23 protein-coding genes are annotated in these 24,521 nt (G+C 44.6%); 16 read left to right on the top strand and 7 right to left on the bottom strand.

The genetic code is table 11. From position 1 onward, the window contains the following. Nucleotides 1-111: 111 nt before the first annotated feature. Both GGE08_RS02710 and GGE08_RS02705 read left to right on the top strand, forming a co-directional pair. A complete protein-coding gene (locus GGE08_RS02710; RefSeq protein ID WP_179383358.1) occupies nt 112-1,251 on the top strand; it encodes an SPFH domain-containing protein in 1,140 nt (379 codons plus the stop codon). Nucleotides 1,252-1,435: 184 nt separating this feature from the next. Beyond that, complete coding sequence (locus tag GGE08_RS02705; protein WP_179383751.1) at nt 1,436-2,530, top strand: DNA helicase PriA; 1,095 nt, start codon at nt 1,436-1,438, stop codon at nt 2,528-2,530. A gap of 105 nt (nt 2,531-2,635) precedes the next feature. On the opposite strand, the gene GGE08_RS02700 is transcribed toward GGE08_RS02705, so the two are convergent. The 4 genes from GGE08_RS02700 to hemH are packed head-to-tail and all read right to left on the bottom strand — an operon-like array spanning nt 2,636 to nt 7,085. Continuing rightward, on the bottom strand, nt 2,636-3,733 hold the full coding sequence (locus tag GGE08_RS02700) for a lactonase family protein (RefSeq protein WP_179383357.1): 1,098 nt from the start codon (nt 3,731-3,733) through the stop codon (nt 2,636-2,638). 53 nt (nt 3,734-3,786) lie between these two features. Next, on the bottom strand, nt 3,787-5,163 hold the full coding sequence (locus GGE08_RS02695; RefSeq protein ID WP_179383356.1) for an MATE family efflux transporter: 1,377 nt from the start codon (nt 5,161-5,163) through the stop codon (nt 3,787-3,789). Between the two features lie 55 nt (nt 5,164-5,218). After that, nucleotides 5,219-6,010: a DUF3050 domain-containing protein gene (locus GGE08_RS02690; RefSeq protein ID WP_179383355.1), complete on the bottom strand. Its 792-nt coding sequence runs from the start codon at nt 6,008-6,010 to the stop codon at nt 5,219-5,221. A gap of 28 nt (nt 6,011-6,038) precedes the next feature. Further along, nucleotides 6,039-7,085 carry a ferrochelatase gene (gene hemH, locus GGE08_RS02685; protein ID WP_179383354.1) on the bottom strand — a complete coding sequence of 349 codons (1,047 nt, stop codon included), beginning with the start codon at nt 7,083-7,085 and terminating at the stop codon, nt 6,039-6,041. Between the two features lie 146 nt (nt 7,086-7,231). Here hemH and GGE08_RS02680 point away from each other — a divergent pair, with 146 nt between their 5' ends. Both GGE08_RS02680 and GGE08_RS02675 read left to right on the top strand, forming a co-directional pair. Continuing rightward, nucleotides 7,232-8,302: a mechanosensitive ion channel family protein gene (locus GGE08_RS02680; protein WP_179383353.1), complete on the top strand. Its 1,071-nt coding sequence runs from the start codon at nt 7,232-7,234 to the stop codon at nt 8,300-8,302. Next, complete coding sequence (locus GGE08_RS02675; protein ID WP_179383352.1) at nt 8,292-9,143, top strand: N-acetylmuramoyl-L-alanine amidase-like domain-containing protein; 852 nt, start codon at nt 8,292-8,294, stop codon at nt 9,141-9,143. Before GGE08_RS02680 ends, GGE08_RS02675 begins: the two co-directional genes overlap by 11 nt. Here the strand turns inward: GGE08_RS02675 and GGE08_RS02670 are convergent. Further along, a complete protein-coding gene (locus tag GGE08_RS02670) occupies nt 9,129-9,887 on the bottom strand; it encodes a ThuA domain-containing protein (RefSeq protein WP_179383351.1) in 759 nt (252 codons plus the stop codon). The two genes, GGE08_RS02675 and GGE08_RS02670, sit on opposite strands and share 15 nt — an antisense overlap. A 10-nt stretch (nt 9,888-9,897) precedes the next feature. Then, a complete protein-coding gene (locus GGE08_RS02665) occupies nt 9,898-10,782 on the bottom strand; it encodes an AraC family transcriptional regulator (RefSeq protein WP_179383350.1) in 885 nt (294 codons plus the stop codon). A 204-nt stretch (nt 10,783-10,986) separates the two neighbouring features. Here GGE08_RS02665 and hemA point away from each other — a divergent pair, with 204 nt between their 5' ends. The 12 genes from hemA to GGE08_RS02605 all read left to right on the top strand — a co-directional run bounded on the left by hemA (nt 10,987) and on the right by GGE08_RS02605 (nt 21,892). Beyond that, entirely contained in the window at nt 10,987-12,243 is a 1,257-nt protein-coding gene (gene hemA, locus GGE08_RS02660; RefSeq protein ID WP_179383750.1) for a glutamyl-tRNA reductase, read from the top strand. Beyond that, nucleotides 12,240-13,166, top strand: coding sequence for a hydroxymethylbilane synthase (hemC, locus tag GGE08_RS02655; RefSeq protein ID WP_179383349.1), 927 nt, complete (start codon nt 12,240-12,242; stop codon nt 13,164-13,166). Before hemA ends, hemC begins: the two co-directional genes overlap by 4 nt. Continuing rightward, a complete protein-coding gene (locus GGE08_RS02650; protein WP_179383348.1) occupies nt 13,144-13,803 on the top strand; it encodes a uroporphyrinogen-III synthase in 660 nt (219 codons plus the stop codon). Before hemC ends, GGE08_RS02650 begins: the two co-directional genes overlap by 23 nt. 108 nt (nt 13,804-13,911) lie before the next feature. Beyond that, nucleotides 13,912-14,937: a uroporphyrinogen decarboxylase gene (gene hemE, locus GGE08_RS02645; RefSeq protein ID WP_179383347.1), complete on the top strand. Its 1,026-nt coding sequence runs from the start codon at nt 13,912-13,914 to the stop codon at nt 14,935-14,937. After that, entirely contained in the window at nt 14,934-15,425 is a 492-nt protein-coding gene (locus tag GGE08_RS02640) for a DUF6973 domain-containing protein (RefSeq protein WP_179383346.1), read from the top strand. Before hemE ends, GGE08_RS02640 begins: the two co-directional genes overlap by 4 nt. After that, a complete protein-coding gene (gene hemF / locus GGE08_RS02635; RefSeq protein WP_179383345.1) occupies nt 15,422-16,324 on the top strand; it encodes an oxygen-dependent coproporphyrinogen oxidase in 903 nt (300 codons plus the stop codon). Before GGE08_RS02640 ends, hemF begins: the two co-directional genes overlap by 4 nt. 28 nt (nt 16,325-16,352) lie before the next feature. Beyond that, the gene (locus tag GGE08_RS02630) at nt 16,353-17,141 is read left to right on the top strand and encodes a PhzF family phenazine biosynthesis protein (protein WP_179383344.1); all 789 of its coding nucleotides are present in this window, start codon (nt 16,353-16,355) and stop codon (nt 17,139-17,141) included. A 21-nt stretch (nt 17,142-17,162) separates the two neighbouring features. Beyond that, nucleotides 17,163-18,152 carry a porphobilinogen synthase gene (gene hemB, locus GGE08_RS02625; RefSeq protein WP_179383343.1) on the top strand — a complete coding sequence of 330 codons (990 nt, stop codon included), beginning with the start codon at nt 17,163-17,165 and terminating at the stop codon, nt 18,150-18,152. A 203-nt stretch (nt 18,153-18,355) separates the two neighbouring features. Then, nucleotides 18,356-19,537: a serine hydrolase domain-containing protein gene (locus GGE08_RS02620; RefSeq protein ID WP_313790882.1), complete on the top strand. Its 1,182-nt coding sequence runs from the start codon at nt 18,356-18,358 to the stop codon at nt 19,535-19,537. Nucleotides 19,538-19,577: 40 nt separating this feature from the next. After that, nucleotides 19,578-20,699 (top strand): CNNM domain-containing protein, encoded by a 1,122-nt coding sequence (locus GGE08_RS02615; RefSeq protein WP_179383342.1) that lies wholly within the window; start codon nt 19,578-19,580, stop codon nt 20,697-20,699. Then, a complete protein-coding gene (locus tag GGE08_RS02610; protein ID WP_179383341.1) occupies nt 20,699-21,169 on the top strand; it encodes a methylated-DNA--[protein]-cysteine S-methyltransferase in 471 nt (156 codons plus the stop codon). Before GGE08_RS02615 ends, GGE08_RS02610 begins: the two co-directional genes overlap by 1 nt. Before the next feature lie 9 nt (nt 21,170-21,178). Then, nucleotides 21,179-21,892 (top strand): 3'-5' exonuclease, encoded by a 714-nt coding sequence (locus tag GGE08_RS02605; RefSeq protein ID WP_179383340.1) that lies wholly within the window; start codon nt 21,179-21,181, stop codon nt 21,890-21,892. A gap of 196 nt (nt 21,893-22,088) precedes the next feature. On the opposite strand, the gene GGE08_RS02600 is transcribed toward GGE08_RS02605, so the two are convergent. Continuing rightward, nucleotides 22,089-24,284, bottom strand: a complete 2,196-nt coding sequence (locus GGE08_RS02600; RefSeq protein ID WP_179383339.1) for a S8 family serine peptidase — start codon at nt 24,282-24,284, stop codon at nt 22,089-22,091. Nucleotides 24,285-24,521: the final 237 nt, after the last annotated feature.

Genomic DNA, 24,521 nt, shown 5'->3' with positions numbered 1-24,521 from the left:
ATAATTTAAGTTGAGCAGTTTGTAACATTATTGTTACTTTTTCTACAAATGAATGACAAGCTTTCATCATTTTTTATAGTTTTAAGGAGATAACAACTAAACACTATACCCATGGATATTTTTGGAAAAATAAAGGAAAAACTCAGCAACGAGTTTATTGATATTGTCGAGTGGTTGGATTACACCGACGACACCATTGCCCATCGCTTCGAGCGATATCAGAATGAAATAAAGAACGGGGCCAAGCTCATTGTTCGTGAGGGACAGACAGCCGTTTTCATTAACGAAGGTCAATTGGCCGATGTATTCGGGCCCGGCACCTACGACCTCACCACACAAAACCTGCCTATCTTGGCGACCCTAAAAGGGTGGAAGTATGGATTTAACTCTCCGTTCAAAGCCGAAGTGTACTTTGTGAACACCCATCTTTTTACCGATGAAAAGTGGGGGACAAAGAGCCCAATCACCTTGAGTGATGACCGCTTTGGTCTAGTGGAAATAAGGGCTTTTGGCACCTATGCCTTCAAAATTTCCGATGCTGGAAAATTTATCAAGGATATCGTTGGTACAGACAGCAACTTTACCAATTTTGAAATCAACGAGCACCTCAAAAGTTTGATCGCCACCCGTTTTACCAATACCGTTGGCCAAGCCAATCTTCCCATCGAGCTTTATGCAGCAAACACCACCGAGCTTTCGGACACTTGTCGCGAGGTGATGTCGCCTGAGTTCGAAAGTGTAGGCATTTCCTTGGAAAAATTCTATATCGAGAACGTTTCCATGCCCGAAGACCTCAAAAAGGAAATCTTCGAGTACAGCCGTATCGATAAATTGGACTTGGACAAACTGACCAAATTCAAGACGGCGAAGGCCATCGAGGCTGCCGCACAGAACGAAGGCGGGACCGCTGGTGCCGGAATGGGTATGGGTATGGGATTTGTGCTGGCCCAACAAATGGGCGGCATGATGGGCGGAAACGCACAAGCCGCTCCACAACAGGTTGCACAACCGAGGGGAGGTGCTGTTCCTCCTCCAATGCCAACACCCACCATGTACTACTATGCCTCCAATGGGGTGCAGCATGGGCCTGTTACCTTTGAGCAGATGCAGTCTTTGTTTGCCTCTCGCACCATCAACCGCGATAGTTTGGTGTGGAAACAGGGAATGTCCGCATGGACCGCTTTGAAAGAGATTGAGGAATTGAAATCGTTCTTGGGAGGCAACACGCCGCCACCATTACCAACGGAGTAATCTTTTTATTGGCATTTCGAAATGAGTTGCAAAGCAACGACTGAGAAATCTCAATTGAACACTGAGATTTCTCAGTCGTGAACTCCTTCGAAATGACAACAAAAGTACCAATTACCTTGTCATTCCTGTGAAAACAGGAATCCAAAAAAATAATCAAGATTTTCGCCTTCGCGGGAATGAATCTATGGAAGAGCAAAAAATCCAAAAGACCGAACTCAAAAAAGCCTGTGTCAATTGTGGTGCAGAGCTTAAATACAAGCCTGGCACTACCCAGATAAGCTGCGAATATTGCGGCCACATGGAGACCATTGCCTTGGATGACAACGGGTTCGAGGAATTGGAACTGTACCCTTTCCTTAAGGAAATGGGCGCCCAAAGGCACAGCGAGGAAATTTCCATGCTGCATTGCAAAAATTGTGGTGCCGATCAGCATGTGGAGGAAAATTATAAGTCCCTTCATTGTGTATATTGCGGTCAACCCTTGGTAGTTGCCGATGCCTATACCGAAAAATGGATTTTACCTGGCGCCGTTCTTCCCTTCCAAATCGACAAAAAGCAATCTTTTGCCATTTTTAAGAAATGGGTACAAGGATTGTGGTTCGCTCCCAACAATCTAAAAAAGGCGGCACTGGACCCTCAATTCACCAAAGGTCTGTATTTGCCCTACTGGACCTTTGATGCGCAGCTTTACGCTTCCTACACCGGCCAACGGGGAGAGTATTATTATGAGACCAAAAGGGTTCGCGATTCCAATGGCAAAATGGTAACCAAAAGGGTTCGGAAAACAAGATGGTATCCAGCAGCCGGTCAGGTTTCCGGTTTTGTGGACGATACGCTCATCAAAGCATCACATCAAAAGGCGGGAAGAATCCCAAGTAAAATCGCCTTTTGGGATTTGAAAAAGCTCCAACCGTTCAACAGTGGATTTTTATCAGGATTTGTAACCGAAAAATATACCATCCCGCTCAATGACGGTCACCTGCAATCCAAAGAAGTGGCCAGAGATATTGCCGAAACCTGGTGTAGGCGCGATATTGGCGGGGACACCCAACGCGTACTTTCCATGGACATGAAACTGTCCGAGGAAACGTTTAAGCATATTTTGTTGCCGGTTTACGTGAGTGCTTATCGATATAGTGGTAAGGAGTACAATTTTTTCATTAATGGAGAGAACGGACAGATATCCGGCACACGACCTTATAGTTTTTGGAAAATTTTCTTTACCGTCCTAGCGGTGATAGCCGTAATTGGTGTGATTGTGTTGCTTTCTAAAAAATAATAAGGAGTCAGTTCGAGTGATTTCCGAAGGAAATTATATCGAGAACTTAAAACAACAGCATCTCGATTCAAAAACGCTTCGCTTTTCCACTCAATGTGACCAGCTTTACTCAAACACCAAACAAACAGGATTGGGATGACTGGTTTCGTTCAAAAAAGTCAACGTACCCATTTCCAAGTCTCTTTTGAACACCACAATATTGCTGGTCTTTTTATTCGCTACCAATAAAAACTCGCCTGTGGGGTCCATGGAAAAGTTTCGAGGCCAATCACCGCGGACCGACTCCCTACCAACCAAATCCAATCGACCTGAATCTTGATCCACTTTAAAAATAACTATGGTATTTTCTCCTCGGTTGGATCCATACAAAAACTTGCCATCCGGGGAGAGGTGAATGTCGGCACAAAAGCTTTCCCCATCAAAATCCGCAGCCAAGGTTGGCACTACTTGAACTTCTTGATAATCACCCTGAGTATCCTTTTCAAAAACGGAAATGGTGCTGTTCAACTCGTTGATGACATACAGCAATTGTCCGCCTTTACCAAAGGTAAAATGGCGGGGGCCTGCCCCATCTTTAAAGGTCAGGGAGAATTGTTCAGCTGGAGTAAACTTGTCCTCTTCTTTCTGATAGCGCTTAACAGCATCCAGCCCTAAATCGGTCACCATCAGGCCTTCTGGAGTGAATTGAGCCATATGCGCATGTGATGTCTTAACGGAATCCAATGGCTTGTGGTCGATTACTTGCGGATTCTCGGCCAGCGAGCCATCTTCATTGAGGGCGAAAATGGAAACATTGCCTCCCGTATAGTTCGCTACGGCCAATTGGCCCTCACCCGAAAGTGACACATGACAGGGGTGCGCCCCTTGGGTTCCTCTGCTATTTTGAAGCTCTAGCGCTCCGTTTTCCAAACGAAACGCGGTAACGCCTCCGCCCAAACTATCAAAATCGGCAGTTTCCTGAACGGCGTAAAGGTTCTTTTTATCCTCCGAAATGGCCAAATAGGAGGGATTGGTCAACTTCGCCGCCAGTTTTTGGTTGGAAAGCTCCCCTGTATTCGCATCAAAGGAATACGTATAAATGCCTTCACTATCACCATCGGTATAGGTGCCAACAAATAGGGTGTACATGGGTTTTTCTTGAGGTTTTTCTGCACAAGCGATTGCTAAAACAGCAACTAAGCCCGCTAGAATACTATTTTTCATGGATGTTTAGTTAGGCCACCCAAATTAAACATTCTAAATCAAAATTAAGGGGTTTAGGAGAGTTCGCTCTTGATTTCCTTTTGAAGAAAGAAGCCGGTTACGATGGTCGATAGCACATCTGCAATACAAAACGAAAGCCATACGCCTATTTCACCCATAAATTTGGGCAGTACCAAAATCAAAGGGATAAAAAAGAAGCCTTGACGGGTCAAGGTCAATAATAGGGCGGGAGTAGCTTTCCCAATGGCCTGAAAATAAGCTGCCCCGATCAACTGAATGGCAATGATTGGGGTTGCGGCAAAGACCAAGCGCATGGCCAAAGGTGTATGTGCAAGCACAAAATTGTTGGTGGCGATTTCTTCTGCGGACAATTCTGGTCGATTGCTCAAAAACAGGGAGGCGATTTCGGACGGGAAGACCATCAGCACTATAAAGACCAAGGTTGCGACCAAGGCCGCATATTTAATGGCGGTGTAGATGGATTCCTTCACCCGATCGTATTTGACAGCACCATAGTTATAGCCCGCGATGGGCAAAAACCCCTGAGTGACCCCAAAAACGGGGAACAGGGCAAACATCAACATCCTGCCGATAATGGCGTACACCGCCACCATGGCCTCCCCGCCCAGATTGAACAATATATTGTTCATCAACAAATAGACAATACTGGTCACGGCTTGACGGGCCAAGGTCACAAATCCCAAGGAACCGATTTCACGGAGGATGGGGCGGTCCAATCCAAAATGGGAAACATCTATCTTAAGTTCGGAGTTGTCGGACAGGAAAAAATAGAATACGTAAAAGAAACAAAGCAAATAGCCCACCGTAGTCGCCCAAGCGGCCCCGTGCATGCCCCAATCGAACACATAAATAAAGATGTAGTCCATCAACAGGTTCCCAACGGATGGGATGATCATGGCAATCATGGCAAAGCGAGGTTTGCCCTCGGCACGGATGACCGAATTTCCCATCATACAGAGCGCCAAGAAGGGAACTCCGTACAAAATGATAGTGTAGTAAATTTTCGCAGGTCCAAAAATGGAACCTTTACCCCCAAAAGCCGGGATAAGGCTATCCACAAAGTAGAGCCCGAGGGCCACCATGGTAATGGTTACCAATAAGGTCAAGGTAATCTGGTTACCGAAGGTTTTTAGGGCTTTTTCGCGGTTGTTGGCACCAAGTGCACGGGAAATGATACTGGAACCTCCAATACCGATGGCCATTCCAAGGGCGGCAATAAAAAAGGATACCGGCAGCACTACATTGATAGCAGCGATGGCTATGGGCCCGATCCAATTTCCGACAAAAATGGAATCCACAAGCACGTTCAGGGACATCACCAAAATACCGATGGAAGCGGGTACAGCTTGTTTGATCAGTAATTTTCCAATGGGTTCCTGTCCCAGTTCATCGGAGGTTATTTTGGCCATGCCAGCGGGTATTCTTTGGGTTTACAATAAGGTGAATGCTATAGTTGTTTCAAAACTACAACGCATTCACCAAATTACCTTTGTTCTCCTTCAGTTTTTCAGCAATACTGTTCCAAAGCGCTATTCGATAGTGCAATGCCTGTTTGCTGTACTCCAGAACATCGTTCCATTTTTGGTCATCGGAACCACAAAGCGCCTTGATCATGCGTAGCGCTAAAGGTCCATGCTCGTCCCCATCCAACTCGATGTGCCTTTTCAGGTAGTACTCCAGTTTCTTGTATTGGCTAGCGCCCTGTTCGCCCGATTGTTCGATAATGCCCAAAAACATATCGGGAATCAAGTCTTCGCGACCAAAAGTAAAAGCAGCTGCGATGATATGCGGTTGTTGGGTATTGATGACCTTAAAAGTGAACTGAAGAAAGTCTCTTTCTGCTTCATTGAGGTCAGCCTTCTCAATTTGGGCAGATATCGTTGCCAAATGCGTAAACGAAGAAATTGTTGCTTCCACTTTTTGGGTGTCTGCACCTACTTCTTTCATGGCATCCAAGTACATTTCAAAATGACTTTTGACCTCTCCTTTTTCATTAAAGTCGCTCTCCTCCTCCAACACAATCTCATTGATGAATCGGGCTACAGCAGTATCCGTTGCGGGATGCCAAGGCAAACCAACACAGGTAAGGTGCTTCTGAAGCGCCTTTAAAAGTGACATAAAATCCCAAACGGCATACACGTGGCTCTCCATAAAGGTCTTGATGTCCTCAATAGTTTCCAATTGGGCGTATAGCGGGTGGTTCTTGAGTTGTTCCCGAAGAGGTTGGAGTTCTTGCTCCAAGATTTCAATTTTCATAGCAATTCTTTTATTCTTCTTACGGAATTTATCGGATATGGGTTTCGGGCAATGCTCCTTTTTCTTCCCAATCCTTGATCCAGTTGGCCATCAGTTCGGCCCAATCGTCGCGGTCGTTCAAACAAGGAACATGTTTATAATGTTCTCCACCGGCTTCTTCGAACTGCTCCTGTCCTTCCATGGCGATTTCCTCCAAGGTCTCCAAGCAATCACTCACAAACGCAGGGGTGATCACTGCCAATTTTTTGATGCCTTCGTGACCCAAACGTTCAAACTCTTTATCCGTAAAGGGTTGCAACCATGGATCGCTCCCCAATCTGGATTGGAACGAAGTGCTGACCTTATCTTTTGGAAGCCCAAGCTCTTTGATGACCAACTCGGTAGTATCGTAGCACTGGTGACGGTAACAGGTATGGTGAGCCACGGAATTGGTCTTGCAACATTGGCCATCCAGTTTACAATGGAACTTGGTAGGGTCCGATTTTCGGATATGCCTTTCGGGAATTCCGTGATACGAAAACAAGATATGTTCGTAATCAAAATCCTTTAAGCCTTCAGCAATACTTTTGGATAGTACTTTGATGTAATCCGGGTTGCTGTAAAAAGCGGGAAGGGTTGTTAAGTGCATCTCAGGAAAGTCCTTTTGTTGCACCTCCAGTGCCTTTACCACCACGGTTTCGTAGGATGACATGGCATAGTGCGGATACAATGGCACCAAAAAAACCTCATCAACGCCCTTATCCTTCAATTCCTGCAATCCTTCCTTGATGGACATGGAGCCATAGCGCATCCCCAGTGCAATGGGAAGGTCGGTGTGCTTTTGTACTTTTTCCGTGAAACGTTTGGACAGAATAATGAGGGGAGAACCTTCTTCCCACCAAATTTTGGAATAGGCCTCGGCCGATTTTTTGGGACGGAAATTCAAAATGATGCCTCGCACGATGATGTTCCTCAACACAGGATTCACATCGATGACGCGTTCATCCATCAAAAATTCATCCAAATACGGCTTTACATCCTTTGCGGTTGGGCTATCCGGAGATCCCAAGTTGACCAATAAAACTCCTTTTTTCACGGCTTATTCGTTTAGGTCGCTAAAATACAACACGAAGTGGACTTGACCTTTTTCACATCCAAATTCTTTCTTATGACTAAATAATGTTTCTCGATTTTGTTTAACCATTCTTCCTTTCTTGACCATTCTATCTTATTTTTGGAGATATGGAGTCTTTCTACGACAATGTTTCCAAAGAATCCCTGATTTATTTAGGTGTGACCCTTGTTGTGCTCGTGATACTTTATTGGGTCACTTCCGTAGTCCTGAAACGACTGGGAAAAAACCCTAACTATTTATTGCCCAAAACAGCTTTTAAACGGCTGGCATTTCCATTGATTCTCATTTTTCTCTCCGTCTTGCTTCGCATGAAAGCACTGCGGGACATTCTAAATCTATCGGAGGCTGGTTTCTGGTTTAGAAAAATCAGTACCATTCTTTTCATTTTTGCCATGGCATGGGTAATGATTGCCCTGCTTAAAATCATTAAAAAAGCGGTCATCCAAAATTACGACATAGGAGAAGCTGATAATTTAAAGGCCAGAAAGGTCTACACCCAGTTTACCATTTTGGAACGGATCTTTATTTTTATTGTTATCCTCTTGGCCACAGGATTTATGCTGATGAGCTTTGAGGAAATCCGCGAAGTGGGCATTAGCATTTTTGCCTCGGCAGGTGTAGCGGGAATCATTATTGGGTTTTCTGCTCAGCAATTTATAGGGACTATTCTAGCAGGTATTCAAATTGCCATTGCACAGCCCATAAAACTGGATGATGTGGTCATTGTGGAGGGTGAATGGGGCCGCATTGAGGAGATTACCCTGACCTATGTGGTAGTGAGCATTTGGGACAAAAGGCGCTTGATCGTACCAACGCCCTATTTTATCAACCAACCCTTTCAGAATTGGACGAAAACCTCTTCAGAGCTGATGGGGACCGTATTCCTTTATGTAGATTACAATGTCCCTTTTGATCAACTGCGCGAGGAACAGACACGAATTTTGAAGGATACCAACCTGTGGGACGGCAATGTGAATGTAATACAAGTAACCGATACCAAACCCAATTATGTAGAGATCCGATGTTTGGTAAGTGCCAAGGATTCTCCCACAGCTTGGGATTTACGGGTCCATCTCCGCGAGAAACTTATTGTGTATTTACAGGACAACTATCCGGAGAGCATTGCCAGAACCACCCGATTATCGGTTGAACATAAAAACGATTTTAATGAGAAATAGCATTTTCATAGCCCTTTTGATGTTGGGAGGCTTCGCCAATGCCCAACACATCACCTGTTCTCCTGAGGACAAATCCTTGTTTGAGGATAAAATCGCCGATCTAAAGCAAACAAGGGCATCGAGTCTGGGAGATACCATTGCCTTGGTGGGACAATCTTTTTTGGGAACGCCTTATGTGGAAAAAACACTTGAGGTTGGGGATACGGAAACCTTGGTAATCAATTTTGGTGGACTGGACTGCACCACCTTTGTGGAAAATGTCATGGCGTTTAGTTTGATGCTGAAACGTCAACAGACCAATTTTGAAAGTTTTACCAAGAACTTGGAGACCGTTCGGTACAGAAATGGGGATTTAAAAGGTTATCCCTCTCGTTTGCATTACTTTACGGAATGGATTCGGAACAACGAGAAAAAAGGTTTGGTGAAAGATATTACTGCCGAATTGGGTGGTGTTGCGTTGGAAAAACCCATCAACTTTATGGGCACCCATCGTGATCTGTATCCGTTTTTGGCCAACGATACGAATTTTGAAGCCATGATTGCGGTGGAAAAAGAGCTTGCCAAAGAAAAGCTTTGCTACTTGCCCAAGGACCAAATCGAAAGCAAGGAACAGCTCATTAAATCGGGTGACATTATTGCACTGACCACTTCCATAAAAGGTTTGGACGTGACGCATACGGGCATTGCCATCCATCAACCGGACGGGAGACTCCATTTATTGCATGCTTCCAGCAAAAACGGGGAGGTGGAAATTTCTGAATTGCCTTTGGCGGATTACCTCAAAAACATCAAAAGCAATATTGGAATTATAGTTGCAAGACCGACCTTACTTCCGCTTTAAACACCATTCGATGGCCCCCAAAAGGTGTTGACGGAACATGGGTTCATCATAAGAATCATCGGTATGGCCGCCACCAGTGTAAAAAGCCCTGCCCCCATCGAATTCCTGATACCATGCAATCGGATGGTTGGTGCCATTGGTGCCACCTTCGTAGCTGCTTTCATCCAAATTGAGCAACACCGTAGTTTCCGAACTTAGGGTTTTGTAATTGTACCACTCATCGGTTCTTATCCAAGTATCTGAAAGATGTTCCGTAGCCGGATGCGACTTGTTGACCACATTGATGGTCGCTTTTCGGACATTGGGGTTGCTAGGATGGGAATCGAAGTAACCCCCTACCAACTTTCCGTACCAAGACCAGTCATATTCGGTATCTGCCGCAGCATGAACACCCATATAAGCGCCACCACTTTTTATGTAAGACTCAAAAGCCCGTTGCTGTGTAGCATCCAAGACATCCATAGTGGTATTCAGAAACACCACAAGCTTGTAGTTACCTAGATTTTGGACCGTAAAGTCCTCACCCGACTCCGTCTGCAAGGCAATAAAACCATTTTGCCGTCCCAATTCCCTTAAGGTTTGGACCCCTTTTTCAATAGATTTATGCCTGTAGCCTTCCGTTTTGGTAAATACCAGCACCAATTCTGGCATTTTTTTCGCCTCTGCCTCCATCGTTGGGTCGTCTTGAGCCATAATGGGAAGCGTAAAACAAAGAGCGAGCAAGAAAAGTGATATGAATTTCATAAGGGTACCTTTAGACGTTTGAAGTTAAATATTTTTTGGGCGTGGTGCCGAATTTCTTTTTGAAGGAGGCTATAAAATGACTGGCAGTACTGTAACCGACTTTCAATCCCACTTCGTTGACGTTATGTTTGCCGGTTTCCAGCATTTTTCGGGCATAATCCATTTTATAGTCGAACAAAAATCCAAAAACGGAGTCGCCATAAATCTGTTTAAAACCCTCCTTTAATTTTTTAAGGCTCAAGCCAACTTCTTGTGATAGTTCGGCCAAGGTCGGCGGTTCGGCCATACGGGAAATCATGATTTCCTTGGCCATCCGGATACGGCGCACATTATCTTCATCCGCCAAATAAGGGCACTGTTCCAAATCGGCATCCTCGGTTTTGTTGAAGTAGAGAGAAATCAATTCATACACCTTCCCTTTAAGGTATAGTTTCTTTATCGATGGATGCAGGTTGTAGTTCATCAATTGGCTCAGTACAACGGCTGTGGCAGGCGATACCATTTCTTGGGAATAGTATTTCTTTTCCTTGTTTTCCTCGCTCAAAAAAGGAATGTAATCCGCTTCGTTGGAAAATAGGGCGTGGAACTTTCTAATGGTCATCACCACGGAAAGCAACCATGACCCTGGCGAGACCACTAAGTCAAGCGGCAAATCTTTCTGAGTATTGTAAAGCAAGAGCGAGTTTTCCTCGTTGACTTCCAAATAGTAATTCCCTTCATTGAAGTTGAACTTGGATTTGCCCTTCAAACAGAAATGAAACTGGATGTAGGTGCTGTCGATGTCCCGTTCAATAAGTTTTGGTTCTTGGGTATCGTTTTGGATTTTAAGGATGTAAAAGCCATCTTCCACCAAAATTTCATCATAAGAACCGCTAGCGATATTTTTCACATTCATTCTTCGTCTGATTTTGTTTATCGACTAATTTAGAATCGCTCTAAATTGTATATTGCTTAAGCTAATTTATCAATAATAACAGTGCTTAGCATCATTTTTATCAAAAATAAAACATAAAATGGCAGCGATGGTCATTTATAGTACCGCTAGCGTTATTTTTTGACCTACAAGCCTGTTATTTTTGTGCTGCGATTTATATCCTTTATGAGGGACTACCATATTTCAAAACATAATTCCTTCTATGCCATTGGGTTGAGTTACAAGAAGGCAGATGCAGAGGTTAGAGGAAAGTTCAGTCTGGATGTTCCTGCTATTGACCGTATTTTAGGCAAGGCAAAGGAATTTGGAATTGATGGCCTGTTGGCTATTTCCACATGCAACAGAACCGAACTATACGGTTTTGCACAACACCCTTACCAACTTATCAAATTGCTCTGCGACGAAACCCCTGGTACCGTTGAAGAATTTCAGGAAGTAGCCTACGTGTATAAAAATCATGATGCCATTTCGCATATGTTTAAAGTGGGCACTGGTCTGGACAGTCAGATTCTGGGCGACTTTGAAATCATCAGCCAAATAAAGCAAGGGTTTTACCGATCCAAAAAGCAGGACATGGCCAATCCTTTCCTGGAACGCTTGTGCAATTCGGTAATCCAAGCCAGCAAGCGAATCAAAAACGAAACAGAAATTTCCTCTGGTGCCACTTCGGTTGCCTTTGCCTCGGTTAAATATATCTTGGATAATGTAGACGACATTTCCAACAAAAACATTTTATTGTTCGGGACAGGCAAGATTGGACGGAACACCTGTGAAAATTTGGTGAAGCACTCCAATAATTCCCATATCACTTTGATCAACAGAACGCGTGCGAAGGCGGAAGACATTGCCGGTAAGTTCCAATTGACGGTAAAAGATTATGGCGACCTTCAAACGGAAATCCGAAAAACCGATATTTTAGTGGTGGCCACGGGGGCTCAATTGCCCACTGTTTCCAAGGCCATTATCCATCCCAAAAAACCATTGCTGGTTTTGGACCTATCGGTGCCCAAAAACGTTTCTGACGATGTAAGGGAACTGGACAATGTGACCTTGGTGCATTTGGACCAACTTTCCCAAATTACCGACGAGACCCTGTCCAAGAGAAAAGAATATGTTCCCAAAGCGGAAGCCATCATAGAAAAGGTGAAAAAGGATTTCCTCAAATGGTTGGAAAGCCGAAAATTTGCCCCGGTCATCAATGCCCTCAAGGACAAACTCAACACCATGAAAGCCGAAGAAATCGACTTTCAGACCAAAAAAATTGAAGGATTCGACCAAATACAAGCGGAAATCATCTCCGACCGTATCATCCAAAAAATCACCAAGCAGTTTGCCAACCACCTAAAGAGCAACGAGGTCGATACCGATGATAGCCTGGAACTGATACAAAAGGTCTTTCAGCTAGAACTACATTCCAAATGAGCAAAATTATCCGCATTGGAACCCGCGACAGCGAACTCGCGCTGTGGCAAGCTACCACCGTACAACAAAGACTGGAAGCGCTCGGGTACGACACTATTTTGGTGCCTACCAAATCGATGGGGGACCAAGTGCTAGACAAGCCGCTTTACGAATTGGGGGTTACCGGAATATTTACCAAAACCTTGGATGTGGCCATGCTCAAGGGCGATATTGACATTGCCGTCCATTCCATGAAAGACGTTCCTACACAACTTCCCAAAGGGATTGTGCAAGTAGCCGTTTTGGAGCGCGCCATAACCCATGACATATTGGTGCACAAAGGTTCTGGTTTTTTGGAACAGGACCAACCTGCGACCATCGCCACCGGAAGTTTGCGGAGAAAGGCCCAATGGTTGAACAAATATCCCCATCATACCGTGGTAGACCTTAGGGGCAATGTGAATACACGTCTCTTAAAATTGATTGAAAATGATTGGCAAGGGGCCATTTTTGCCCAGGCGGGACTGGAACGCATCAAATTGTTGCCCAAAGATGCCATTCAACTGGATTGGATGATTCCCGCACCCGCGCAAGGTGCCATGCTCGTTGTGGCCATGGAAAAAGATGCATTCACCAAAGAAGCTGTATCCCAACTCAACCATACCGAAACCGAATTATCCACAACCATCGAACGTGAATTTTTGCGGACCTTGGAGGGTGGTTGTACCGCACCCATTGGGGCTTTGGCCCAAATAAAAGACCAAAAGGTTTATTTTGAAGGGGTTGTTTTTTCGTTAGATGGGAAGCAGAAAATCGATATCAAAAAAGAGGTGAAACTATCCGAAGCCCAAGGGCTAGGTAAACGTAGTGCGGAAGAGGTATTGCAAAAAGGTGGTGATAAATTGATGCAGGAAATCAGAAATGAAAACAATACTGTCCACTAAAATGTTGAGCTTGGCCCAAAAAGAGCTTTTTTTAAATTCCGGTTTGGGATTAGTGGAGTACGATGCCCTAAAAATCGAGCTGGTTGATGTGAGAATTCCTTTGGACCAAGTGAACTACATTTTTACGAGCAAAAACGCAGTGAATGCTTTTTTGGAACAAGCCAGACATTCAGATGCATCGCGGTTCGCTGCCTTTTGCGTCGGAGAAAAAACCAAGGGGCTTTTGGAAACCAATGGGGTGAAAGTGTTGGAGATGGCCCAAAACGCCTTGGATTTGGCCAGAATCATCATAGAGAAGTATCAAAAAAAATCCTTTTTGTTTCTTTGCGGCAACAAGCGGAGGGATGAACTTCCTGAAACACTGACAAAAAATAACGTTCAGTATAAAGAATTGGAAGTGTATCGCACTCATTTGAATTCCAAAGCGTTTCAACGCAATTTTGATGGTATTTTGTTCTTTAGCCCAAGTGGCATCCAAAGCTATCTTTTGGAAAACTCAGTAGGAAACAGCACGCTATTCTGTATCGGAGAAACCACTGCTTCTGAAGCAAAAAAACATTCAAACAAAATAATAGTTGCCAATAAGCCGACCGTAGAAAACGTGTTGGTCCAGGCGATAAAAGAAATGTCAAAATAAACGGATGCCTAGCGCCCGCCTGGTGGACAGGCAGGAAGTCGAAGCATCGTTCAACATCGAAAACAATAAAAAGATTCCTGCCTGCACAGGAATGACAAATTAAAATTTATGATCAAAAACGACTTGTTCCTTCAAGCTTTAAAAGGTGAAACCGTTGAACGTCCACCCGTATGGATGATGCGACAGGCAGGGCGCTATTTGCCCGAGTTTATGGAACTCCGTAAAAAATACGATTTCTTTACCCGTTGCCAGACCCCTGAATTGGCTTCGGAAATTACCGTGCAGCCCATACGCCGCTACGGTATGGATGCAGCCATTCTGTTCAGTGATATTTTGGTAATTCCACAGGCTATGGACATTGAGGTGCAGATGAAACCCAATTTTGGACCTTACCTCCCCAACCCTATCCGGTCCCAAGCGGATTTGGACAATGTAATCGTTCCCGATATCCAAGATTCTTTGGGGTATGTGATGGATGCGATTACCATGACCAAGGAAAAGTTGAATGACGAAGTGCCTTTGATCGGGTTTGCAGGTTCACCTTGGACCATTCTCTGCTATTGTGTAGAGGGACAGGGTAGCAAAAGTTTCGATAAGGCGCGAGGGTTCTGTTTTACCCAGCCTGAAGCTGCACACGAATTGCTTCAAAAAATAACCGACACCACCATTGCTTACCTCAAGGCCAAGGTGAAGGCCGGGGTAAACGCTGTGCAAGTTTTTGACTCATGGGGCGGCATGCTCTCACCACAGGACTATCAAGAATTTTCGTGGAAATATATTCAGCAGATTGTTGATGCATTAAAAGATGAAGCTCCCGTTATTGTGTTTGGAAAAGGATGTTGGTTTGCTCTCAAAGAAATGGCCAACTCTGGCGCTTCGGCTGTTGGGGTAGATTGGACCTGCTCCGCACAAAACGCGAGGTATTTGACCGGCGGAAATATTACGCTTCAAGGGAATTTTGATCCCGCCCGTTTGCTTTCGCCCCCAGAAAAGATAAAGGAAATGGTCACACAAATGATTCGTGATTTTGGCAAGGATAAATACATTGTGAACTTGGGCCATGGCATATTGCCCACCATTCCCGTAGAAAATGCAAAGGCGTTTATTGATGCCGTAAAAGAATACAAAGGGTGAACCTTGTTGCAGTACTAAAAAGGGTCGATTTTAAAAATATACTGAAAGTTATAGGTATCGGTTTGAGCCGACCCCATCTGGTGCTGCCCACCGTTAAGGCTACGAAGGACTGCATTGCCGTCTCTACCCAAAATTATGGAAAGTTGCATCATAAAAATGGGCCCGCCAATGCCTTCAGACATGCTTTTTGGAATTATTTGATTGCGAAAAGATGCTTTAATTGGCACAGCAACGAAGAGACCGTTTTAGCTTGGGCCAAAAAAGTGACGGATTGGCACGAGGATTCATTTCCAAACCAACCCTTGCCAAGGGCCATGGATTTGCACAATAACGAAGTTGGTCGTTTGGTTTTTACACAAAACCTCCTAAAATCAGAGCTGGAAATCGTAGCCTTGATGAAGCAAATGACTTCGGAATCCGTTAAAATTGACACTGACACAGACCTGTCTGAATATAAAAACCGAATGGTACATATTTTAGAACAATGAAGGATAAATTTTACGAGTACATTCAGCAACTACAAGATACCATAACCACCAAATTGGAAGAATTGGACGGCGTGGCCAAATTTCAACAGGATTTGTGGGAGCGTGAAGAAGGAGGAGGGGGCAGAACTAGGGTGATTGAAAACGGTGCTGTTTTTGAAAAAGGCGGTGTCAACATTTCCAAGGTACACGGTCCATTGCCCAAAAGCATGCAAAATTACTTTGGTGTGGAAGACGTGGATTTCTTTGCTTGCGGCCTCAGTTTGGTAATTCACCCCAAAAGTCCAATGGTTCCCACCGTACATGCCAACTGGCGCTATTTTGAGATGTACAACAAAGACGGGGACATCGTAGATCAATGGTTTGGCGGCGGACAGGATCTCACCCCTTATTATTTGTTTGATGAGGATGCCGTTCATTTTCATCATACGTGCAAAAAGGCCTGTGATGCACATCATCCAGAGTTTTATCCCACCTACAAAAAGAAATGCGACGAATATTTCTGGAATTCACATCGGAGCGAAGCTCGCGGCATAGGTGGATTGTTCTTCGATTATTGCAAAACAACTGAAGAGACCAGCATGGAAGATTGGTACAACTTCGTCACCGAGGTTGGCGATAGTTTCTTGGAAGCCTATGCACCCATTGTTGAAAAAAGAAAGAATCTCTCCTACAACAAAGAACAACGCGACTGGCAAGAAATTCGTCGTGGCCGCTACGTGGAGTTCAATTTGGTACACGACAAAGGCACCCTTTTTGGGCTCAAAACCAATGGCCGTATCGAGAGTATACTGATGAGTCTACCTCCGCAAGTACAGTGGCGCTACGACCATCATCCGGAGAAAGGAAGTGAGGAAGCCAAACTGATAGAAGTGCTAAAAGAGCCGAAAAATTGGGTTTAATCCGTAGTTTTGATAGCAAACCTTGCTTATGAGACAGAAAATATATCAAATCGATGCCTTCACTAACCGGACTTTTGGAGGTAACCCGGCGGCCGTTTGCATCCTAAATTCGTGGCTGAGCCCAGAGTTGATGCAAAAGATAGCCCAAGAGAATAATCTGGCTGAAACCGCCTTTGCCGTCAAAAAAGATGAACAGTATGAGATTCGCTGGTTTACCCCAGAAGTGGAAGTGGACCTTTGTGGACATGCCACTTTAGCGACTGCTTTTGTGCTGTTTCACTTTTATGAATTTGACGAAAATACCATTCAGTTTTATTCACCACGCAGTGGAAACCTCAGCGTTGACAAGGCTGATAATGGTTGGCTTACCTTGGATTTCCCAACAGACCACCTGATTGCCATTCAAAATGTTGACGAGTTGGACACTGCTATAGGACAAAGTCCAATAAAAACCTTAAAAGGCAAAACCGATTACTTAATGGTGTATCGCTCCCAAAAAGAGATTGAAGCCTTGGAACCCAATCATCATTTGTTGGCACAATTGGATGTTCGTGGGGTTATTGTGACGGCGCCTGGGGACGAAGTCGACTTTGTTTCCCGTTTTTTCGCCCCGGCCTGCGGTGTTCCCGAAGACCCCGTAACCGGTTCGGCCCATACCTCTTTAGTTCCGTATTGGACGGAAGTTCTTCAAAAAACCAAAATGACGGCCAAGCAACTTTCCAAAAGGGGAGGCGATTTGGTATGTGAATATTTGGGCGACCGCGTAAAAATATCGGGCAAAGCCGTGCTTTATTTGACCGGGGAAATAGACATTTGATCAACACTTAATACTTAGCATATGTACCCATTTATACGAAATAGAAGACTCCGTGCCTCCGAATCCATACGGAGATTGGTTCGGGAAACCACCCTGACACCTGATGACTTTTTAGTGCCGCTGTTTGTGACCGAAGGAAAGGGAATCCGGGAAGAAATCCCATCCATGCCCAATTATTTTAGGTTGAGTTTGGACCAGTTGGAGAAGGAAGTAAAGGAACTTTGGAACATGGGATTGTGTTCCTTGCTCCTTTTTGTTAAAGTGGACGATAAACTGAAGGACAACAAAGGCACCGAAGCCCTAAACCCCAACGGTTTGATGCAGCGTGCCATAAAAACCGTAAAAAATGCCTGTCCCCAAATGCTGGTGATGACGGATATTGCCCTTGATCCCTTTTCATCCTATGGTCATGATGGTATCGTGGCAGAAGGGCAAATTTTAAATGATGAAACTGCCGAAGTACTTGCCGAAATGAGCGTATCCCACGCCCAGGCGGGCGCCGATTTTGTAGCACCCAGCGATATGATGGACGGCCGGATTTTGACCATTCGCGAAGCTTTGGAAGATGAAGGATTCATCAATACAGGGATTATGGCCTATTCCGCAAAATATGCAAGTGCCTTTTACGGTCCCTTCCGAGATGCGTTGGATTCCGCACCAGTGGATATCGCCAATGTGCCCAAAGACAAAAAATCCTATCAAATGGATTATGCCAATCGGTATGAAGCCATCAAAGAAACCCAAATGGACATTGATGAGGGGGCTGATATCGTTATGGTGAAACCAGGCTTGTGCTATTTGGACATTGTTCGAGAAATCAAAAATGAGGTGGAAGTGCCGGTAGCCGTTTACCAAGTTTCTGGGGAGTACGCCATGGTAAAAGCTGCTGCCGAAAAAGGTTGGTTGGACCACGATGCGGTTATGCTGGAACAGCTCACGGCCATCAAAAGAGCAGGTGCCGATATAATCGCTTCGTATTTTGCTAAAGATGCAGTAACCTTAATAAGTTAATTCTTTTTCGTCGCCCTGAGCGCAGTCGAAGGGTTGCGAAGGATTTTATCCGAACTTTGGGATAAACCTCAGCCAAAATGAAAATACGAACCACTTCGATACTCTTCTTCACTTTAGTGATGCACTTGGGGTTCGCCCAACGCGAGCTTATCCATGCCTTACCCTAACAATTAGGGTTCGATGAGGCTTTCATTCAGCAAAAGGTGGACTCCATCATGGAAATGGGCATTGATAGTCTGGCTTTTCCTGGGGCACAGCTCTTGGTGGCAAAGAACGATACCATTATTTTCCACAAAGCCTACGGTTTTCACACCTACGATAGCATTCAGCCGGTAGCTTTGAACGATCTGTACGATTTGGCCTCCGTCACCAAAATCTCGGGGCCGTTGCCTGCTTTGATGAAGTTGGCAGATGAAGGAAAGCTCGATTTGGATGAACCTTTCAGCCGGTATTGGAAGCCTTGGCGACACCGAAAGAATAAAAAAGACCTTACGCTTCGGGAAATCTTGGCGCATCAAGCAGGGTTGGTACCCTACATCGTGTTTTTGCAAAAAGTGTTACAGAAGAATGGCAACCTTAAAAAGCGGTTTTTGCATCATTCATCCAGCAAAAGATTTACGGCACAAGTGTACGATGGGCTGTACATCAACCATCGTTTTGAACGAAAGATGAACCGAATCATCAATCGCTCCAAGGTCTCCGACGAAAAGAAATATGTGTATTCGGGACTTACGTTCTTGATTTTTCCCCAATTGATTGAACAACTTACGGGAACCGATTATCAAACCTATTTGGATGAAAATTTCTATCAACCTTTAGGTTGCCATACGTTGGGATACCTTCCAAAGGAAAGTTATTTTGGAAACGCCATTGTGCCTACCGAAATGGACACCTTGTTTCGAAAAACGGTGGTGCAAGGTTGGGTACATGATGAAAATGCATCGCTTAAGGGCGGTGTTTCCGGCAATGCCGGTCTGTTTGGCACAGCGGACGACCTCGCCAAGTTGATGCTGTTTTATCAGAATTACGGCAAGGTCGATGGCCAACAATTGATTTCAGCCGAAACCGTAAAGGAATTTACCGAAGTGCAATATCCCGAAAACGACAACCGTCGTGGATTGGGTTTCGACAAGCCACTGCTGAACAATTCAGAACTTCCTTTGGGCGAAGCCTACCCTTCCCCCTTGGCCAGCCCCAAAAGTTTTGGCCATTCGGGATTTACCGGGACTTTCGTCTGGGCCGACCCTGAAAACAGATTGACCTTTATTTTTCTATCAAACCGCGTTTATCCGTCACGTAGCCATCGCCAATTGTATGAGCTGAACATCCGAACTGCGCTGCAGGATGTTTTTTATAAAGCTATGCAGATACCCATTCAAAATTGATTCCTATTCCCTATCTTGGTACAAAAGATTCGGCCATCCTATGGGACTACTCATTTTTTACGCCCTTATTTCCATTTTCTTTTCCTTTTTATGCTCCATTTTGGAAGCAGTGCTCCTCAGTGTCACACCTACCTTTATCAATCTGAAGAAGCAAGAAGGTAAAGATTATGCTGCCACCTTGGAATCCCTTAAAAAGGATGTGGACAAACCGCTTATTGCCATATTGACCTTGAACACCATCGCCCACACCGTGGGAGCCATTTTGGTGGGGGTACAGGCGAAGGTAGCTTATGCGGAAATCTATGGAACCACAGAGCGGACCCTTTTTGGTTTCGCCTTTACGGAAGATTTGATGGTCGGAATTGTCTCCACTTTGATGACCATATTGATTCTGGTGGCCTCAGAGATCATTCCAAAGACCATTGGAGCGACTTTTTGGAAACAACTGGCCAACTTTACCAGTAAGGCACTAAATATCATGGTATTCGTTTTAAAATGGACCGGATTGCTTTGGCTTTTGCAACTCTTCACAAAACTCGTTGGTGCCAAAGGCGAGCACGGCAGCGTGTTGAGCCGTGAAGATTTTAGCGCTATGACAGAAATCGCGCACGAGGAAGGCGTCTTCAAGGAATCGGAGTCCAAGATGATCAAAAATCTGTTGTACTTTGATGAAATTCTGGCTCGGGATGTCATGACACCACGAACGGTAATGAAGGTCGCCTCCGAGGATATGCCCATCAAGGAGTTTTTTGAGAAAAATAGGCCCCTACGGTTTTCCCGCATACCCTTGTACAAAGATCGGATGGACAACATTACCGGTTTCTTTCTTAAGGATGAATTGTTGGAAGCCATCGTAAACAAAAAGGGGAACGAAACCTTGGCCACCATCCGCAGGGAATTGTTGGTGACCAACCGAAGCAAGTCCATCAACGACCTTTTCAAAAAATTCGTGCAGAAACGCGAACACATTTCTTTGGTAGTGGACGAGTATGGATCGGTAAGCGGATTGGTGACTATGGAGGATGTGATAGAAACCTTGCTCGGATTCGAGATCATGGATGAAAGTGACAACGTGGAAGACCTCCAGAAGCTCGCCAGAAAGAACTGGCATGCACGTGCCAAGCGATTAGGAATTATTGAAGATGAAGATGAAATAGAGTGATGGAACATGCTTATGTACAGACCCCTATCGGAATCGCAGAGCTATTGGGCGATGAAAATGGGCTGGCTTCGATTACCGTATTGGAGAGTAAAAAACCAAAAGGTACAATTCCAGCAGTTTTAAAGGATGCCGTTGAGCAGCTTCAAGAATATTTTGAAGGAAACCGAACGGTATTTGAGCTTCAACTCAATCCTTCGGGAACAGATTTTCAAAAAAAGGTTTGGGAAGCCCTTTTGCAAATTCCCTTTGGAAAAACCATTTCTTATTTGGAACTTTCCAAACAACTCGGTGACGCAAAGGCCATTCGTGCAGTAGCCTCGGCCAATGGCAAAAATCCACTTTGGATTGTGGTTCCCTGTCACCGTGTAATCGGAACCAACGGAAACCTCACAGGATATGCAGGCGGACTGCATAGAAAAAAATGGTTATTGGAACACGAGAGTCCTGCCAAGCAGACGACTCTTTTTTAATGTATTGCCATGCTTTATAAACTTAACCTGGAGCATATCCTTTTTTTGGATATCGAGACCGTACCACAACACCCAAATTTCACCGATTTGGAGGAAACTGCCCAACTTTTGTGGGAACAGAAAACACAGTACCAACGCAAGGACGAATACACACCCGAAGAATTTTACGATCGGGCGGGCATTTGGGCCGAATTCGGTAAAATTGTTTGTATCTCCGTGGGCTATTTTGTGCACAAGGGAGAAAATCGAAATTTTAGGGTCACCTCCTTTCACGGCGATGAAATTGAAATCCTCAAACAGTTCAAGCAGCTACTGCAAGACCATTTTAGTCAAACCAAGCACCTCTTATGCGCACACAATGGCAAGGAGTTCGATTTCCCCTATATCGCTCGTAGAATGGTGATCAATGGCATTAACCTTCCCTATAAATTGGACCTTTTCGGAAAAAAGCCTTGGGAAGTGCCCCATTTGGACACTATGGAGCTTTGGAAGTTTGGCGACTACAAACATTACACCTCCCTAAAACTGCTTGCTTATGTCCTAGGGATTCCATCTCCAAAAGAAGATATGGACGGCAGTATGGTAAAGGATGTGTTCTATAAGGAAAAGGACATCGACCGCATCATCAACTATTGCGAATTGGATGTGGTGACCACGGCCCAAGTGTTCCTGCGACTGCAGAATGAGGAGTTATTGCATGATGATGAAATCAAAAAAGTTTAGAAATTAAAATTGAAACAAGAGCCGAGAAATAAGAGTCAAGAGACAGGAATCAAGATGCAAGACCCAAGAGGGCAGTCATCTTTTGAACTTGATGTTTGAATTTGAATTTTTCAAATGGATACCGCATCACGCTTCGACTCATTTCGACTCCGCTCAATGACCCCCGCTCAGCAACCGTTCGGAATTAAACAACTAATTAGTTTTTATAAAACTTAGTACTCTTAATTCCGGCGTAATCTTGCACCACCAAAACGTATAGTCCAGCGGAAAGTGAGGATACATTAATGGAGCCTTGGGTTTTCCCCTTTTGGATTACATTCCCAGAAGTGGTCACAATGGAAAATTCAGCGTCTTTTGACAGTTCAGCGTTCACATTTAAATAATCCACTGTGGGGTTTGGGTAAACGGATATAGTCAACTCTTGTGGAATAAACATGGGCGCATTTTCAATCAATGCCGTTTCAGCTCCCTTAAACTCAAATTCGATAGGCTCCGAAAACTCCGACACTACATTTTCGGTACAGATGGAACGCACACGCGCTTCGTACACCTTGCCTACTTCCAAGGCTTTAAGCTCAACGCTGCTTTCCCAAGTCAATTCACTGTTCCATTCGTCCGAATCCACACTTTTATACTGAATCTCGAAAAGGGTTTCTTCAGCTTCTTTCCAAGAGAGGGCAGCTCCATCTTCCGTAGCATTGTCCAAATCTAGATTGGAAGGAATTTCAATCGAACATTCAGAAACTTGGGCTCCAGTAACGATCAGGGAAAAATCCTGAAGGCCTGTGGTCAATGTTCCCTTATGTGAAATGGTGATGGTATAGGTTCCGCTTGCTTGCTCCACTTCTACGCGCTCAAAGGGATCAACTTTGTTATCGCCCTTGGTGGCAGCATCGTTTGCTTTGGCTGGATTCAATTTCCAAGGAAAATACGTTTGTCCATCCTTAGTGATACGGATGTCCAAATCATTGACCAAAGCGGCAGCGGTACTATTTAATTCTCCTCGGTTAATGTTTTCCGACGCTGGGTCTGTCCATGAAATCGAGGCCATCAACGGAACTCCTTCCATAGCGTTTACGGTAATGGTGTAAGTTTCCCCGTTGGACAACCGTTCCTCATTTACCAAAGTAGTGTAGCCTTTATTTTGAAGGACCTCAGCAGCAGCTTTGGCGTTCATAATGCCCCAGCCCATTTTGTAATCGGGTCCCTTGACATCCACATCATCAGCCGTATGAAGGGCTAATCCCTTAAGGGTGGCAGCTTTCATATACGAACCAAAAAGCTCTTCGTGGTACTGTTGCAACAACAAAAGGGACCCTGTCACTCCTGGCGCCGCCATGGACGTTCCCGAAGAAACCTGGTAGCTGCTATTAGTGGCTGAACTGGTGGAAAGAATGTTTCCGCCATCCCCGGCCAAGTCAGGTTTTACACGACCATCATCCACGGGTCCAAAACTGCTGTATCCAGCAACGGATGCCTTTTTTAAATCGCCGTTACCATCAATTTCGGTATTGGCACCGGCCACGGTCAATCCGTTTTTGGTGGTAGTAAAGCCCAATAGTAAGTCGAACCCATCAGCTGTTTTCCCAAAGTTGGGAGCATCATTATCAAAAGATTTTTGAGCATTGCCTGCAGCGGTCACCATCAAATAATGTGGCGCGTTATACATAATTCGGTCCCAATCTTGGCTAACTTTAATGTAAGCGCCAAAGTACCAATCCGGCACCCGGTCCGAAAGTATTCCGTAGGAATGGTTGCTCAACAAAAGTCCGTTGGCAGCAGCTTCGGCCACTTCAATCTTGTCTCGGCTCCAATCGTGGGTTAAAGCCTCCGCGCCGTAGGCAACTCCTCTAGCATTGGGCTCCACGCCGGCAGAGATTAAATTTCCGGTCACTAAGGTAGCGTGCAGACTTACTTCATTGGCTTGATCCGCGTTTTTGGCACGAACATCAAATTCTTGATGGGAAGATAGTGCTACACCAGAATCCCATACGCCCACTTCCATTTGGGTTCCTGATAGACCCAAATTGAGAAGGCCTTTTTCATATAGGGTATGGGCCCTTGAAGTTTGGGATGCAGGGTCATTTAAAGTTGTATAGAATAAAGGAGTACCATCTGTACCTACGTCTTCGAGTGCAATTTCGGTACCATCGGTTCTCTTTTCTGTAACTGTAATATTCTTGGATTTGACCAACTCACCTATTCGCCTTAATTTGGACTCATAATCGGCTTCCATCTCGGAAATGAATGTGGACATATTTCCGTACTCATAATCGAAACTAACTTGCTCTTTGGTATCTCGTGTTTGTCCTAGGATGGAACCCACGCCCAAAAGCGAAAATAAAATGGAGAAGATTGCTCCCTTAGCCGAAAAAGGAAATCTGTAGTCCATAATAGTTTAAGTTTAGGTAAGATTTGGACTACGAATATATGAGAATATGTAAGTTTTATCGATAAAATTCCTACTTTATTCGATGAAATACATAGTGATTTACCGATTTGTGTTGTGAAAATTCACTTTTACGTTGTGTAGCTTTATTCCTACCTCAGTTTGCTGAAACATAAGCTCTCCAAGATTACAATAGCCAACCACAAAAATAGCTGCCAAACATTGTGTAAATTTGTATCC

Origin of the sequence: Allomuricauda sp. ARW1Y1, from assembly GCF_013407935.1 — a bacterium.
Classification (GTDB): Bacteria; Bacteroidota; Bacteroidia; order Flavobacteriales; family Flavobacteriaceae; genus Flagellimonas.
The sequence above is the reverse complement of the archived record's forward strand: the minus strand, read 5'-3'. Positions and strand labels throughout refer to the sequence as shown.